Source organism: Pseudoalteromonas ostreae (assembly GCF_018069805.1).
Classification (GTDB): domain Bacteria; phylum Pseudomonadota; class Gammaproteobacteria; order Enterobacterales; family Alteromonadaceae; genus Pseudoalteromonas; species Pseudoalteromonas ostreae.
The window spans coordinates 116,900-132,480 of sequence record NZ_JAGPYN010000005.1; the positions used below are offsets into that span (position 1 = coordinate 116,900).

18 protein-coding genes and 1 other RNA gene are annotated in these 15,581 nt (G+C 40.9%); 14 read left to right on the top strand and 5 right to left on the bottom strand.

The annotated features are described in order from the left end of the window. Positions 1 to 21 precede the first annotated feature (21 nt). The 4 genes from J7338_RS05635 to J7338_RS05650 all read left to right on the top strand — a co-directional run bounded on the left by J7338_RS05635 (position 22) and on the right by J7338_RS05650 (position 2,095). On the top strand, positions 22 to 924 hold the full coding sequence (locus J7338_RS05635) for a polysaccharide deacetylase family protein (RefSeq protein WP_338052504.1): 903 nt from the start codon (positions 22 to 24) through the stop codon (positions 922 to 924). A gap of 11 nt (positions 925 to 935) precedes the next feature. Then, positions 936 to 1,157 carry a DUF3955 domain-containing protein gene (locus J7338_RS05640; RefSeq protein WP_145238621.1) on the top strand — a complete coding sequence of 74 codons (222 nt, stop codon included), beginning with the start codon at positions 936 to 938 and terminating at the stop codon, positions 1,155 to 1,157. An 89-nt stretch (positions 1,158 to 1,246) separates the two neighbouring features. Beyond that, positions 1,247 to 1,816, top strand: coding sequence for a DUF2799 domain-containing protein (locus tag J7338_RS05645; RefSeq protein WP_210796141.1), 570 nt, complete (start codon positions 1,247 to 1,249; stop codon positions 1,814 to 1,816). A gap of 30 nt (positions 1,817 to 1,846) precedes the next feature. Beyond that, complete coding sequence (locus J7338_RS05650; RefSeq protein WP_182767977.1) at positions 1,847 to 2,095, top strand: hypothetical protein; 249 nt, start codon at positions 1,847 to 1,849, stop codon at positions 2,093 to 2,095. 71 nt (positions 2,096 to 2,166) lie between these two features. Here the strand turns inward: J7338_RS05650 and J7338_RS05655 are convergent, their stop codons facing one another. Then, the gene (locus tag J7338_RS05655; protein WP_210796142.1) at positions 2,167 to 3,003 is read right to left on the bottom strand and encodes a mechanosensitive ion channel family protein; all 837 of its coding nucleotides are present in this window, start codon (positions 3,001 to 3,003) and stop codon (positions 2,167 to 2,169) included. Between the two features lie 544 nt (positions 3,004 to 3,547). On the opposite strand from J7338_RS05655, the gene rplM reads away from it, so the two are divergent. From rplM to J7338_RS05690, 7 genes are all read left to right on the top strand, one after another. After that, positions 3,548 to 3,976 (top strand): 50S ribosomal protein L13, encoded by a 429-nt coding sequence (gene rplM, locus J7338_RS05660; protein ID WP_002957960.1) that lies wholly within the window; start codon positions 3,548 to 3,550, stop codon positions 3,974 to 3,976. Positions 3,977 to 3,987: 11 nt separating this feature from the next. Further along, entirely contained in the window at positions 3,988 to 4,377 is a 390-nt protein-coding gene (gene rpsI / locus J7338_RS05665) for a 30S ribosomal protein S9 (RefSeq protein ID WP_016710054.1), read from the top strand. A gap of 558 nt (positions 4,378 to 4,935) precedes the next feature. Next, positions 4,936 to 5,526, top strand: coding sequence for a ubiquinol-cytochrome c reductase iron-sulfur subunit (gene petA / locus J7338_RS05670; protein ID WP_210796143.1), 591 nt, complete (start codon positions 4,936 to 4,938; stop codon positions 5,524 to 5,526). Further along, a complete protein-coding gene (locus J7338_RS05675) occupies positions 5,526 to 6,791 on the top strand; it encodes a cytochrome b (RefSeq protein ID WP_210796144.1) in 1,266 nt (421 codons plus the stop codon). The genes petA and J7338_RS05675 overlap by 1 nt, the downstream gene beginning before the upstream one ends. Then, positions 6,788 to 7,531, top strand: a complete 744-nt coding sequence (locus tag J7338_RS05680; protein ID WP_210796145.1) for a cytochrome c1 — start codon at positions 6,788 to 6,790, stop codon at positions 7,529 to 7,531. Before J7338_RS05675 ends, J7338_RS05680 begins: the two co-directional genes overlap by 4 nt. Positions 7,532 to 7,610: 79 nt before the next feature. Then, positions 7,611 to 8,237, top strand: a complete 627-nt coding sequence (sspA, locus tag J7338_RS05685) for a stringent starvation protein SspA (RefSeq protein ID WP_210796146.1) — start codon at positions 7,611 to 7,613, stop codon at positions 8,235 to 8,237. Then, complete coding sequence (locus tag J7338_RS05690) at positions 8,237 to 8,677, top strand: ClpXP protease specificity-enhancing factor (protein ID WP_210796147.1); 441 nt, start codon at positions 8,237 to 8,239, stop codon at positions 8,675 to 8,677. The genes sspA and J7338_RS05690 overlap by 1 nt, the downstream gene beginning before the upstream one ends. 469 nt (positions 8,678 to 9,146) lie before the next feature. Here J7338_RS05690 and dolP read toward each other — a convergent pair whose 3' ends face one another. Genes dolP through J7338_RS05710 form a run of 4 tightly spaced genes read right to left on the bottom strand, consistent with a single transcriptional unit; the run spans position 9,147 to position 12,581 of the window. Next, positions 9,147 to 9,713 carry a division/outer membrane stress-associated lipid-binding lipoprotein gene (dolP, locus tag J7338_RS05695; RefSeq protein WP_210796148.1) on the bottom strand — a complete coding sequence of 189 codons (567 nt, stop codon included), beginning with the start codon at positions 9,711 to 9,713 and terminating at the stop codon, positions 9,147 to 9,149. Beyond that, positions 9,713 to 10,300: an SIS domain-containing protein gene (locus tag J7338_RS05700; protein ID WP_149980605.1), complete on the bottom strand. Its 588-nt coding sequence runs from the start codon at positions 10,298 to 10,300 to the stop codon at positions 9,713 to 9,715. Before J7338_RS05700 ends, dolP begins: the two co-directional genes overlap by 1 nt. Position 10,301: 1 nt before the next feature. Beyond that, a complete protein-coding gene (locus J7338_RS05705) occupies positions 10,302 to 10,673 on the bottom strand; it encodes a YraN family protein (protein ID WP_145236829.1) in 372 nt (123 codons plus the stop codon). 30 nt (positions 10,674 to 10,703) lie between these two features. Continuing rightward, positions 10,704 to 12,581, bottom strand: coding sequence for a penicillin-binding protein activator (locus J7338_RS05710; protein ID WP_210796149.1), 1,878 nt, complete (start codon positions 12,579 to 12,581; stop codon positions 10,704 to 10,706). A 61-nt stretch (positions 12,582 to 12,642) separates the two neighbouring features. Here J7338_RS05710 and rsmI point away from each other — a divergent pair, with 61 nt between their 5' ends. The 3 genes from rsmI to J7338_RS05725 all read left to right on the top strand — a co-directional run bounded on the left by rsmI (position 12,643) and on the right by J7338_RS05725 (position 15,564). Next, positions 12,643 to 13,500 carry a 16S rRNA (cytidine(1402)-2'-O)-methyltransferase gene (gene rsmI / locus J7338_RS05715; RefSeq protein ID WP_149980608.1) on the top strand — a complete coding sequence of 286 codons (858 nt, stop codon included), beginning with the start codon at positions 12,643 to 12,645 and terminating at the stop codon, positions 13,498 to 13,500. Between the two features lie 43 nt (positions 13,501 to 13,543). Then, positions 13,544 to 13,922, top strand: an RNA gene (rnpB, locus tag J7338_RS05720) — RNase P RNA component class A. 667 nt (positions 13,923 to 14,589) lie between these two features. Then, positions 14,590 to 15,564 (top strand): AAA family ATPase, encoded by a 975-nt coding sequence (locus tag J7338_RS05725; RefSeq protein ID WP_210796150.1) that lies wholly within the window; start codon positions 14,590 to 14,592, stop codon positions 15,562 to 15,564. Positions 15,565 to 15,581 lie beyond the last annotated feature (17 nt).

Consider the following 15,581-nt stretch of genomic DNA (forward strand, 5'->3'; position numbering starts at 1 on the left):
TTACCTTTACTCATTCTTTTAATGGCACTGTGCAGCAGTAAGCTATTAAATGCAGCCCCACTACCTGAGAAATCAGGTTATTGGCCTGATGATGCACAATTAGTGATTTCTATTTCAATGCAATTTGAGGCCACAGCACAAGATAGCTCTGATGCAGGGCCGTTTCCTCAAATAGAGCAGGGTTATCGCGATACGATTTCGCCTACTTGGTATCAGTATGGGATGAATGAAGGGATCCCGCGATTACTTGATCTATGGGATAAACATAATATTAAAGTTACCTCTCATATGGTGGGCAGGGCTGTGGAATTAAATCCAGCACTTGCTAAAGAAGTGGTTTCGCGAGGGCATGAAGCATCGGGTCACGGCCAAACATGGACACCACAATATTCGATGAGTGTTGAACAAGAGCGCGCTTCATATATTAAAAGTGCAGATATTATCGAAAAAGTGACAGGCATGCGGCCGGTTGGCTTTAATGCATTTTGGATGAGACACTCAAAAAATACACTTACGCTTTTGCAAGAGCTGGGGTTTATTTATCATATTGATGATCTATCGCGTGATGAGCCTTCTTTTACACCAGTAAATAATAAGCCTTTTGTGGTTGTACCTTATACTTTTCGTAATAACGACATTGTGCGCTATTCAGGAAGCACCGCTATGACGGCTCGAGCCTACTTGCAAGAGTTAAAGGATGAGTTTGACGTGTTATACGCTGAAGGAAAACACAGAAGACGAATGATGTCGATAAGTGCTCATGACCGTATTGCAGGAACGCCTGCACGGGTAAAAGCGCTTGATGATTTTATCCAGTATGCAAAACAGCATACTGGTGTTAAGTTCATGCGAAAAGATAACATAGCCCGTTGGATAATGAAGCAAAATAATGTGCCTACTAATCCGGCACGTACATTTAAATAGAGGAGCCTGATATGTGGTCATTTATTAAACGTTATAAATATGTGGTTGGTTGTTTGTTTTTGAGTCTATTGTGCGCTATTAGTTTCTATTTACAAGGTGGTTACATTGATGAGAATGGCATGTTAGTGGAAGCGTTTTTCTTAATACCATTATCTTGGCTTTTTTTTGTACTTTCTGTAATTGTATTTTTAATCATGAAGTTACAAGGAAGGAAAGTGATAATTAAAAGGTAAAACATCTAGTTACACTTATATTGTTCACTTTATTTAAAAAGTGCTACAAAGTAGGTACTTGAATAACCCCTGATACTTTAGGAAGTGAAATGTCTCATCGTTTTTTATGTTTGTTGCTTTTGATATTGTTATCAGGGTGTACTTCTTTATCTCAACAAGAGTGCGCAGAAGCTAATTGGCAGCAGTTAGGTTATAGCCATGGCCAACAAGGCTATACATATGAGCGAGGCAAAGAAATCATAGCCACTTGTCGTGAATTTGGTATTACCGCGCAGTTAAATGAGTATCAGGCAAGTTACCAGCAAGGCCTTGCTGTGTATTGTGAACCTGAAAATGGCTTTACCCTAGGTTTACGAGGCGATGCGTATAACGGGGTTTGTAATGACACACAGTTTAGAAAAGCATGGCAAGAGGGTAACGAGCGTTATCAATTTGAAGCAAGGAAAGCCGAGATAGATGATCGACTTAATAATATTAATTGGCGGTTGCAATCTATTAGTAATGAATTAGCGAGTGATAAACCGTCAAGTAGTCAAAATAAAGAGTTACGCCGAGAAAGAGAACAGTTGGAGAGAGAGCGTCGTGATTTAAGAAAAGAAAAAGCACTTCAGCCATTACTCAACAAGTTTCCTTCATGGCATTTTGAGTATGAACTATAATTTATAACGTATTCTTTTACGGTGATTAATATGAAAGTAATGTCAATTTTAATAACACTTCTGCTCCTCAGTGGGTGTGCGTCACAGGAAATGCCAGACGGATATAGCAATGAGGTGTTTGCTGAGCATGAGTGCTTAGGTGGTGAAGTTGAGACTGACTACAACTATACAATCTTTAGTTCTGACGAAGATGAAAGTAATAAGAGCACGGTTCAATCAACTTGTCAGCCAGTAAAAACTGAAACTGAGTTTGAGCGAGATATTAGATCGGGAGGCTAGCGTTAAAAGCTTAACTCACTTCAGTTTTAATCAAGTGAGTTAAACTATGTCCATATAGTGGCATATTCTTATTATATGTGAGAGTTACTGCTTTGTTGTTTTGCAGCTTCACAGTACCAAAGCTCCATAAAAAAGGCAGTTAGCTTATGCTCTATTCCCAGCGCCTTGTCAGTGGGACAGAATAAAGTGAAGCTGGCTTTAAACTCGCCTAATTCGGTGGTGCTAAAGTGTATTTCAGGCTCAGGGCCAGATATTTTTGCATCTAGCTTTCTTTCGATAATCGAATTATAACGACCAGCCACATCTTGAAACTCTTCACAATACTGTTTCGCTTTCGTGGTCAAAGTTTCGTAAATTGGATACGGATTAAAACTTTCTTTACGCACAATACTAAAGTGATGTGTGGTAAAGCGTTTTACAAAGTTCAAGTTTTTAATAGGACTAGTGATCAGCTTATTATTCGGAATATAAATGGTTTTGCGAGAAAATTGATAAGTGTGCATGTCAATTTCATGCATGGTGGTTTTGATCCAATCTGTTTCAGCAATTTCACCATAGTACTCACCAACCTGTACCCAGTCACCAACCCGAAACGGGCGCGTGGTAACTAAATAGAAAAAGCCAATTATACATTGAATAAACTCTCTGGTCGCAAATACAATAGCCACTGCAAATGCTGCGATCGACAGCGCAAAGTTCTGGATTTCAGTAGACCATACAAATAGCAGTAATAGCACTGTTGCTAAGTTAATAAAGTGCTTAATATTGTGCGAAATATAGCGAATATCTTTTTCTTTTTTTTCTGCTTTATGGCGCGCAAATTTGTCAACCAGCGCTTTAAGAGTAAACGCAATAGTGATCATTGCTAATGAAATAAGTACCGGATGGAGCAGTAAATCTTTGTTCATAAATTCCTAATTGATGGAGCGTTAATAAAAAATAACACCCGCCCATATTAGCTAAATTTTGTAGATTTAACCACGACAGAAAAGTAATAAAGTAGCATGACTGTGATGATGGCAATAAAAAACCGTAATAAGGTGATCGCTAATATCGCTAAGGTGGACACATGAAGCACATTATCATCCGCTAGTTTAATACAGTGTCGAGTTTTTACGGAAAGTGGGGTCGAACCGTGATCTGCAAGTTATACAAATTCATAGCTTAATTTTTTACTATTAGCCCATGAATAATATAGAAAGGAAACTTGTGTATAAGTGATAAGCAGAACACTGAAACTTTCTTGTGGAAAAAACAACCGTCGAGTAGCAATATGATAAAAGTGCTGGTATACTCCCGCGTCTGCCACGTTGCGTTCTATTGCCTTCATTAGATTAGCCTCTTTTGAATGGCGCAAAAGTCTTAAACTCGAAGGGGTTGGAGCAAACATTTAGAGCGGTAATTAATAATAATTACCTGTGGTTTTAATTGAAAAACATTGGATTTTTATAAATGAAAACGTTTGTTGCTAAACCAGAAACAGTAAAACGTGACTGGTACGTAGTTGACGCTGAAGGTAAAACTTTAGGTCGCATCGCTACTGAAATCGCTCATCGCCTACGCGGTAAGCACAAAGCTGAATACACTCCACACGTAGATACTGGTGATTACATCATCGTTATCAACGCGGAGAAAGTTACTGTAACTGGTAACAAATTCAAAGATAAAGTGTACTATGCACACTCTGGTTTCCCAGGTGGTCTTAAGTCTACTACTTTTGATAAACTTCAAGCTGCAAAGCCTGAAATGATCATCGAGAAAGCTGTTAAGGGCATGTTGCCACGTGGTCCTTTAGGCCGCGCAATGTACCGTAAACTTAAAGTTTACGCAGGTACTGAGCACAACCATGCTGCACAACAGCCTCAGGTTCTAGACATTTAAGGAGCACTACCATGGCAAATCAATACTACGGTACAGGTCGTCGTAAAAGTTCAAGTGCTCGCGTATTCTTACGCCCAGGCACTGGTAACATCGTAATCAACAATCGCTCTTTAGAAGAGTATTTTGGTCGCGAAACAGCACGTATGGTTGTTCGTCAAGCTTTAGGGCTTGTGGATATGACTGAGAAGTTTGATCTTTACATCACCGTTGCTGGTGGTGGTACTACTGGTCAAGCTGGTGCTATCCGTCACGGTATCACTCGTGCACTTATGGAGTTTGACGAATCACTACGTCCACAACTTCGTAAAGCAGGTTTCGTTACTCGTGATGCACGTAAAGTTGAGCGTAAGAAAGTGGGTCTTAAGAAAGCGCGTAAGCGTCCACAGTTCTCAAAACGTTAATATTTACGTTATCAAGAATTTCAAAAACCCAGCTTATGCTGGGTTTTTTGTTTATGGAGTTATAAGCCATCAGCCGTCAGCTAAAGATAAGATCTTCTAGACTCTTAAGCTGATAGTGATAGCTGTATTCTTTTTTGCTTGATTATTAACCTGCTACTGCCTTTGTTGCGTATAACTTTAAAAAAAGTTCAATAATTATCGTAATAAGTGTAAATCCGTCAGTTAATTGATGAATTTTTTTGCTACAATTGTCAGGCAAGTAATGTGAGTGAGTTCAACAGCACCATGTGCAGTTTTCTGCTTCCTCTTAGTGAGGTTGATCTTGGTCAGTATATTGTTTTTTAAATTCGATATCATAGTAAACGGCTTTATACTCGAGCCGACCCTATTAATAATTTAATTAAATCGGGTTTATTCGAGCATGAAACTGTGAATAACCTTGTTTTAATCAAGGGTTTTAATTATGATCGCGTCTATTTTAAAATTTCTAAAAATTAACCTGCTGTAACTGATGTTCTCAATATAGCAAGTGTTGGGAATCATAGTGGAGATAAGTGGATGAGCAATGCGCCTGTAGACAATGGCCGACGTCGCTTTTTAACCATAGCTACCTCTGTTGTAGGTGGTGTTGGTGCGGCTGGGGCTGCTGTTCCTTTTATTGCGTCTTGGAATCCAAGTGAGCGAGCTAAATCTGCGGGTGCGCCTGTAGAAGTAGATATCAGCAAGCTTGAGCCTGGGCAATTAATACGTGTCGAGTGGCGTGGTAAACCTGTATGGGTTGTATCACGTACCCCAAAAATGCTTGAGCAGATGAAAGCTCACGAAGGTCAACTTCGTGATCCAGCATCTGAAGAGCCTCAACAACCTGAATCGGCTGCAAACGAATACCGTTCAAAACGTCCGGAAATTTTCGTTGCTGTTGGTATTTGTACGCATTTAGGGTGTTCACCTGGCTTTTTTGAAGGCAACTTTAGTGAGAAAGTTGAAGGAACCGATGATGGTTTCTACTGCCCGTGTCACGGTTCTAAATTTGATATGGCTGGTCGTGTATTCCAAGCGGTTCCGGCACCATTAAACTTAGAAGTACCGCCTTACACCTTTATCGATGACACCACTATAATAGTGGGCGAAGAAGAAGGGGCTGCCTAATGTTTGGTAAGATTATTGGTTGGATCGACGACCGTATCCCAATGACCCGTGTTTGGAACATGCATATTGCACAGTATCCAGCACCTAAAAACTTTAACTTCTGGTATTTTTTTGGCTCATTAGCCATGTTAGTACTAGTAAACCAAATTCTAACCGGGATTTGGTTAACGATGAACTTTGTTCCGTCTTCTGAAGGCGCATTTGCTTCAGTTGAATACATTATGCGTGATGTAGAATACGGCTGGTTACTTCGGTATTTGCATTCAACGGGTGCATCCGCTTTCTTCATCGTTGTCTATCTGCATATGTTCCGTGGCATGATCTACGGTTCTTACCAAAAGCCACGTGAATTACTGTGGTTATTCGGTATGTTTATCTTCCTAGCGCTAATGGCAGAAGCTTTCATGGGATATTTATTACCATGGGGTCAAATGTCATTCTGGGGTGCTCAGGTAATCATTTCACTGTTCGGAGCTATTCCGGTTATTGGTGATGACTTAACACTTTGGATCCGTGGTGATTATGTAATCTCAGGTGCAACGCTTAACCGCTTCTTTGCATTACACGTTATTGCTTTACCATTGGTTATCGTAATTTTAGTATTCTTACACATTGTGGCACTGCACGAAGTGGGTTCAAATAACCCTGACGGTGTTGAGATCAAGCGTAAGAAAGGCTCTGTTGCTGAAGAAGATAAGCCTAAATTTAAATTCCATGAGTACTACACCGACAAAAAAGACATTGTCGATGCTATACCGTTCCATCCTTACTACACAGTTAAAGATATTGTGGGTGTGGTTGGTTTCTTAATCTTGTTCTGTTGGGTGGTATTCTTTATGCCTGCAATGAATGGCTTCTTCCTTGAAGGGCCAAACTTTGAAGCGGCAAATCCACTTAAAACACCTGAACATATCTTCCCTGTTTGGTATTTTACGCCATTCTATGCAATCTTACGTGCAATCCCAGATAAGTTAATTGGTGTTGCAGCAATGGGTGCATCGATTGTAGTGCTGGCGTTATTACCTTGGCTTGACCGTGGCACAGTAAAATCGGTTCGTTACCGTTGTGGCTTCCATAAATGGAACATTGCAGGGTTTGTGGTTACTTTCGTTCTACTTGGTTGGGTGGGTGCAACTCCACAAACTGACTTTAAAACGATTGTCTCGCAAATCTGTACTGTGACTTACTTTATGTTCTTCGTACTGTTGTTTGTATACAGTAAGAATGAAAAAACTAAGCCATTGCCTGAGAGGTTAACGAAATGATGAAAAAGCTTATTATCGGTTTATTTGCTTTATCAATAAACGTATTGCCGGCAATGGCGGCAGGTCCATCGGTTCCATTAATGGAAGCCGGTAATGACCTAACTGATCAGCCTTCGTTGCAACGTGGTGCAAAGTTGTTCATGAACTACTGTCTTGGTTGTCACCAAATGCAGTACCAGCGTTATGAGCGTACTTTTCGTGATATCGGTATTCCTACAGAAGTCGGCCTTGAACAGTTAATTTTTGACGGTTCAAAAGTCGGTAGCCATATCACCAATTCAATTGAAAAAGATGATGCAGCAAAATGGTTTGGTGCGGCTCCGCCGGATCTAACTCTAATTGCGCGTGTTAAATCTCCGGATTATATTTACACGTACTTAAAGTCATTTTATAAAGATGAATCTCGTCCGTTTGGCGTTAACAATATTGTTTTCCCATCGGTAGGTATGCCTCACGTTCTACAAGAACTACAAGGTTTACCAACGCCTATAACTGAGGAAGTAGAAGAACATGGTCACACTGTGACTAAAGTTGTTCGTACTGAAACAGATGGGACTGGCGAAATGAGTGTAGACGAGTACGATCAAGCGGCTCGTGACTTAACTAACTTCCTTGAGTACGTGGGTGAACCTTCACGTCTTGAATCAGAAGCGTTAGGTATCAAGGTTATCGGATTCTTAATTATCCTATTTATCTTGGCATTCATGCTGAAGAAAGAATACTGGAGAGATGTTCATTAATTTTGAACATATTTAAAGGTAATTTTGCAATAGGGGCTTAAGCCCCTTTTGCTGTTTTTGTTATTTAATGGAGGTAGGCATGGCCGTAGCTGCCAATAAGCGCCCTGTAATGACCCTTTTTTCTGGTGCTAACTGTATGTATAGCCACCAAGTACGCATTGTACTTGCTGAAAAAGGCGTAAGTGTAGATATTCATCTGGCTGAAAAGGACAACCTGCCAGAAGCACTTCATGAAATTAACCCTTACGGAACAGTGCCAACACTGATCGACCGTGAGCTTGGTTTATATCAGGCAAACATCATCATGGAATACCTTGATGAACGTTTTCCTCACCCTCCACTAATGCCTGTTTATCCGGTAATGCGTGGCCGTAGCCGTTTAATGATGCATCGCATCGACACGGATTGGTACAGCCTTGCTGCAAAAATTTACGCAAATGGTGCAGAGTCTGTACAAGCGCGTAGAGAACTAACAGAAGCTTTACTTGCTGTTTCAGCCATTTTCACTGAAGCGCCATATTTTATGAGCGAAGAGTTTAGTTTAGTTGATTGTTACTTAGCACCACTGTTATGGCGTTTACCAGAGCTTGGTATTGAGCTAACTGGTGCTGGTTCTAAAGAGATGAAAGAATACATGATCCGTTTATTTGAGCGTGAATCATTCCAAGCTTCTCTTACTGAAACTGAGCGCGAGATCCGTTTGTAATGACGCCTAATCGTCCTTATTTACTTCGGGCTTTCTTTGACTGGATTGTTGATAATCAGTGTACACCGCATTTAGTGGTTAATGCTGATTTCCCAGCAGTGCAAATACCAACGCAGTTTGTCCAAGATGGGCAAATCGTATTGAATATTAGCCCATCAGCTGTCACACAATTCTCAATGGATAATCAGCAGTTAAGCTTTAGTGCCCGCTTTGGTGGCCAGCCAATGCAAGTATACGTGCCAATTGGTGCCGTGCTTGCTATCTATGCCCGCGAAAACGGTGAAGGCACTGTGTTTACTGCAGATGAGTTTTTAGAAGATGAAGACGAGTTTGCAGCTGAGTTAGGAAGTGTTGATATCGCAGATGAATTATTATCTGACGAACCTGCACCAACTAAGCCAGAAAAGAAAAAAGGCTCGCACTTACGTGTTATTAAATAATATGTAATTGTTTGATAAAAACCGCTGATTAAGCGGTTTTTTTATGTCTGTATAAAAGTAGCTAAAAGGTAAAAGGCCGAGATGAAGCCAAGTAAAGTGTTTGGTTTCAGCGTAGGCGCGGCTTTATGCCGCGCAAATTGATTTATAAAATTCATGGCTAAAGCCATTTCCTACGTCGTGAGCTTGAGGTTGCTTTAAATCGGGGCTTAGAGCTGCGTAAGTTGCTGTGGTCAGCTAATTCCGCCTAAGGAGTTAGTATTGGTGTTTATGTTTGCGTAGGCGGGGCTTTATGCCGCGCAGGTGTAGTTAAAGTTCACGGGCGACGAGAGGCGGGTTAAGGTTGATTTTTGTAGCAGCGGGTTTACCCCGCGTTTTTTAGTGAAGATGCGCGAGATAAGCTCCCGCCTACAGGTATAGAAAACCTTGCGATATCAACTGCAAGGCTTTTAATTCCTAGAACCTGATACCTTTACAAATATTCAAACACTTTAATAACGCGTTCTACGCCCGATACATTACGTGCAACACTTACAGCTGTGTTTGCTTCAGCATCTGATACTAAGCCCATTAAAAATACTTCACCATTCTCAGTCACTACTTTGATGTTGTTGCTACTGACGTTGTCGGTGGTGAGTAATTGTGTTTTTACTTTAGAGGTTAACCAAGAATCATGGGTCTGGGTGCTAATGCTAATGTTAGAACCAATACGAATTTGGTTATGTATTTTGCGTATAGCAGGTAAGCCTTCAATCGTGCGCTGAGCTTGGTCTTTCATTTCTTGAGTTGCAACTTGGCCTATTAGCAATACAATGCCGTTAACGCTAATCACGCTCAGATTGGCATGATCGGCAAGGCGAGGAATATCGTTTATTGCCACCTCAGCTTTGATTTCGATATTACTATCATCGATTTGCGAACCAAGAGTACGACGATCGTTGGCTGCGGTAACGGCACCAGCGGTGCCAGCGACAACAGCAGCAGCGCAGCCTTGTAATAATAGTACCGTACTAATAACAATTAGAGATTGTTTCAACATTAGCTTTCTTCCTGTGGGAATAGGGTCAAGTCGACGAGTTCACTCAAACAATGAAGATTAACCAAGTGAGATTCTATGATGCGGCTCGGACGTTTTGACGGGACACGAATTTCGACATCATTGGCACCGAGTAAACCTACTAGTTCACCGCCATCATCACCAACCATAACAATAACTTTCATGTCTTTGGTAAGCGCGGCTTCGACTGCCGATATGATGTTTTTTTCGTTGCCATTGATTGCTAAAACCAATAGTAAATCACCTTGTTGAGCAAACGCTCGTACTTGACGGGCAAAGGTTTCTTGGTCGTCACTTTGGTTACTTGGACCAAGATTGATATGTTCTTGTGACAGCGCAATTGCCGGTAAACATGGACGTTCGGTTTCGTAGTAGTTGATCAATACGCCTGCCATATGTTGAGCCAGCATGTGGCAGCTGGCAGTACCGCAACAAATCAATTTATTACCATTGATTAGGCTTTGCGCTATAGTAAATGCAGCGGCTTCTAAGGCGCTAGGAAGTACTTCACCGGCGGCTATTTGCACCTGAATGCTTTCTGTAAAAATCTCTTTTATAGTATCTTGCATATTAAAATACGTTTTTTATCCAATTAAGTTGTTGCGATGTGCCGCCAGTTATTGCGACAAAGTCGATTCTTATTGCTTGATCACTAAGCTTTTTCGTTGCTAAATAATGGTAAATAGAGCGCTTTAAACGTTCTTGCTTTTGTTTACCTAAAGCGTGGATTGCTCCACCTTTAACATAGCTACTGCGAAATTTCACTTCCACAAACACTAGCGTATTGCCATCGCGCATTATTACATCTAGCTCCCCGTAGGGGCAGTTATAGTTACGCTCTAGCGGGATCAACCCTTGCGTCACTAAGTATTTTTGCGCTTGAAGCTCGTAATACTGGCCTTTCTCTCGGCTATTTTGCCACAGTTGTTTAAACCACGACATCACAACATCCTTGTTTTATATTGCTTTTAGCTACTCACTGTATGATCGGTTGGTAGCTGATTGCATAAATAATGGTAACGGCGCTGATGTTGCTAGCTGTACCGCTTGGATTTGTCTATTTTTGTATTGCGCCCAATTAAGTTGGCGATTAATTTGCCCATCACTGGTAATACTCAATTGACCGGTTAAACCATTAAATCGCTTACCGGGGAGCATGCTCAATTGTGTGATATTACTTAGCATAGCAACTGAATCATAGGCCATCGCAAATAAACGCTGACTTATATCTGCCTGCTCTGGCCACAGCGAATTATATTGCTGACGCAAGGCATGATCTTTTATTTGCCCACTCAGCATCCATGGTAACTCGGTAAAATACAAACCATCAAGATCGCCTTTATCGGTGCTATCGATTTGTTTGCTATGACTTTTTGAGCTGGCATATAGTGGAATGCGATCAGCAAAGGTGCTCACATTTACATCTAAATAAGGTTTAATCAAGCGAGTTTCAATCGCATCACCAAGAATATAAATAACATCAATATCGCGACGAGAACGGGTTTCACTCTCTACTTCTTGTTTAAATAATGACTTAACGGTCGCAATGCGTTCTTTTGATTTATCAACTTCTAACAAGTTAACAATGGTTGTTGGCATATCTTTTTTATTATTATAAAGACCAACTTCAGGTGTGGTTTCACTATAGCGTTGCCATTGTCGGTTGAAGAAATCCACTAAACGCTGGCCTGAACTATTATTCGGCGCCAGCAGCATAGGTTTTTGATAACCAGCCGTTAAAAAGTGCTCAAGAGCTTGCTGTACTTCGTGTTCTGGATTAAGCGCGAAGAAGTAATGCTGTGGATACTGGCGCTCACCATCAAAAGTATTTAAGTGCAAAACCGGATAATCTTGTAATGTTTTGCTTGCAACTAGCTTATCAATACTCGTTTTGAGTAACGGCCCAATTATAAAGTCAGGATTAATTTCGAGTAGTTTTTCAGAAAGCTCAGCGGAGCTAAGCATTTCATCAATAAAAATGGTTTCACCAATAGATGCACTATCTAGTGCTGCTAACACGCCAGCTTTTAAGGCATCACCTAAGCGTTCATTAGCACCTGATTGGGGTAATAAAACAACTAAGCGCTCAATATTCAGTGGTTCAGCAGCAATTAACTCAGCGGATTTTTTTGGCAGCACGGCGATTGCTGGATGGCCAGGATAACGGCGTTGCCAATTATTAATTGCTTGATCAAGCTCAACTGGAGCACTTAAATATACTTGGTGATAAAGTGCTAAGTTTACCCAGCCTTGTTGTACCACAGAGCCGCGATTAAAGCGTTCCAAAGCATACGACGATAATTGTTGTAAATTTTGCCACAGGTCTTTGTTGAGCTGTGAAATTGTTAAGTTATTTTTACTGGCTGTTTCAGAGGCGCGAAAAAAATATGGCATTGCTTGTTTTGGTAAATTTTGTGATGCGTAAATACTAGCGGTTAAATATTGATGCCAAGCAAAATGCTCGGGTTGAGTCAATTGGTTGTCTAAACTGGCTAGCATCTCAAGAGCGAGGGGGTTCTTGTTTTGTTGCATTTGCGCAAAAGCGATGTACAGTTTATTTTGCACTTGGTCGACGCTTGGAGTGCGTTCTAATTCAGTACTAATTTGCTCTAACAGCGGCCATTGTTGTTCTGCGATCGCAGCATCACGTGCACTATAAAGAAGTTGGATTTTATCAGCGCCTTGGCGATTTAAGGCTAGTTGGTACATAGATTGTGCGTCAGTCGCTTGAATTTGTGATGCGCTATTAGCTGAACTGAGGTTTTCACTGGTTTTAGTCGGTTTTTCGGTTGTACTACAGGCCGATAACCCTGACAATATGATTAATAGACTAACAAGTTTAAGTCGCACAATGATTTCCCAATACGTTAACGCGATTTGCTTATATTACTGACTGACGCAGGAGACCTCAATGTTAAATGAGGAGAATTCACAGAAAATCGGCACTCTTTACATTGTAGCCACCCCAATCGGCAATTATGACGACTTAAGTCAGCGTGCAATCGCGACTTTATCGCAAGTTGACTTAATCGCTGCTGAAGACACGCGCCATACCGGTAAGTTGCTAAGTCACTTTGGCATTAAGGCAAAAACCTTTGCTTTGCACGACCATAATGAAAAGCAAAAAGCGCAACAAATTATTGATCAACTTAATCAAGGTTTAAATATAGCACTAGTTTCGGATGCAGGCACGCCGCTAATTAGTGACCCTGGTTATGCGGTTGTTAATTTATGCCGAGAGCAAGGCGCACATGTCACACCCATACCAGGAGCATGCGCCGCCATAACAGCTGTATGTTGTTCAGGTTTACCAACAGATCGTTTTCAGTTTATTGGTTTTACCCCAGCAAAAAGCAAAGCTCGCCAAGACTTTTTTATTGAAGCGGTTAATTCCAACATAACCAGCATTATGTACGAAAGTACTCATCGCATCATGGCAAGTTTAGATGATTTGGAGATAGCGCTTGGTAGTGAGCAACAAGTGGTGTTTGCTAAAGAGTTGACCAAAACCTTTGAAACATTTTTTAATGGCACAGTCAGTGAACTTAAACAGTTTTTAACCGACGATCCAACCAAACAGCGCGGCGAAATAGTGCTAATGTTGCCTGGTAATCCAAAGCAGGTTGATGATATTCCGCCAGAAGCACGTAAAATGTTGGCATTACTTGAGAATGAAATGCCAATGAAAAAAGCCTGCGGTATAGTGGCCGATTATTTTGGCATGAAGAAAAATGCCCTTTATAAAACAATTATTGACGAAAAAGGTTAAATCTTTACTGCACATACAATCCAGCTCAGGTATACTGCGCGCCGAGTCAGCCAAGATGATCGCTGCCTGCAACGAAAATGCGCAGGGGGAGGAAAGTCCGGGCTCCACAGGGCAGGGTGCCAGCTAACGGCTGGGGGGCGTGAGCCTACGACAAGTGCAGCAGAGAGGAGACCGCCAATCTTCGGATTGGTAAGGGTGAAAGGGTGCGGTAAGAGCGCACCGGGCCACTAGCAATAGTTGGTTGCAAGGTAAACTCCACCCGGAGCAAGACCAAATAGGGTTCTATCATTTTAAATAATGAACGCGTGGCCCACGTGAGAACCGGGTAGGTTGCTTGAGCCATAGAGCGATTTATGGCCTAGACGAATGATTATCACTTTCTTCGGAAAGGACAGAACCCGGCTTATACGGCTGACTCACTCATTCAATAAAAAGCCCGCAGTTAACGCTGCGGGCTTTTTTGTGTTAGATTTTAGCCGTCAGCCGTCAGCCGTCAGCCGTCAGCCGTCAGAACAGATAAAGTGAGTTTCTAATTAAGTAGATCAGCACTTCATCCCCGCACTTAAAATCAAACCCAACGTCTTAAAACGAACAACGCAAATAGTAAAACTCCTATCCATAAACGATTAATTGAGCTTGGTTTTTTAGAGTATGTAGATCAAGCGCAAGAACGTATTCTATATGAAATAACATCGGCTGAGAGTATTACTAGTTGGTTTGGTCGCTTGGTTGTCGAGCTTGAAATACCTAGTGTGAATGAATTAGATGAACTACGCAGCTATCACAGCTTTAGACATACGTTCATAAGTAATATAAGAAATAATCATTCGTTTGATCTTTCCCTGATTCAGCAAATAGTTGGTCATGAACTTTCAAAAGGTGGGATAACAGATAAATGCATGGTGGAGCTAGTTTAAAGAGACTCAATGAAGTAGTAATGTCGTATAGGTTTTATTAGTGTGTAGCAATTAATAAACTTTTGTGTTGTGCATGCGCTATTTTTAAGATTAGGGTAGTATATACGTATTTATTTATCTCTACAGTAGTATGAGATTTTGTCATTTATGGAAAAGTGACTCAGGGGGGGTTATGGCGAGTGGTAAACTATTAAGGTTGCTCGTTCAGTCAGGTGCTTCGGGTGATTCAAATGCATTTAAAAGTGCAACAGAACAACTTATTAAAGAAGAGAGAGCTAAGCAGCATAATTTGCTTGCAAACGATCTAGAGCGGATTCTTTACGGTGACAGGGTCAGTCCGAATACTTCGGCGCATAATATTTTACCGCAGGCGCCAATTGATAAAGAGAGCGGCGTAGCTTTAATCGATATAAAACAAGCAAATCGTTCTATTAACGAGCTCATTTTAGAGAAAAGAACATTTGAAGTTATAGAGAATGTGCTTGAAGAGCACAGAAGAGAAGATGTTTTACGAAGCTATGGGATGATGCCAGCTGAAAAAATATTATTTTTTGGTCCTCCAGGATGTGGCAAAACGTTGTCAGCCGAAGCTATCGCTTACGAATTAAATCGACCGCTTGCGATTGTTAGGTTAGATTCTCTCGTATCGTCTTTTCTTGGTGAAACAGCGGCTAATTTAAGAAAAATTTTCGACTTTATTGAAAAGCATAAATTAGTTGTTCTTTTTGATGAATTTGACGCACTAGGTAAAGAGCGTGATGATGGTTCTGAGCATGGCGAATTGAGGCGTGTGGTAAATGCAGTACTACAAATGATGGACTCATATGATGGTAAAAGCCTTATTGTTGCTGCGACAAATCACGAACAAATACTTGATAGTGCTATATGGCGTAGATTTGATGAATTGGTCGAGTTTCCATTACTCAGTAAAAATCAGCTCCAAAGCTTATTACAATTAAAATTGCGTGGTGTCAGACGAGACTTTGACTTAGATGACCCTGAGTTGAACAGTATGTTTTATGGTAATTCTCCAGCAATAATTGAGCGAATTATTAGGCGAGCTATAAAGAGAATGATACTAAAGCAGAACGAGTTCTTAACTATTCGAATATTAAAAAATGCATTTGAGCTAGAAAATAGAAAATAGAAAACAGAAAACAGAAA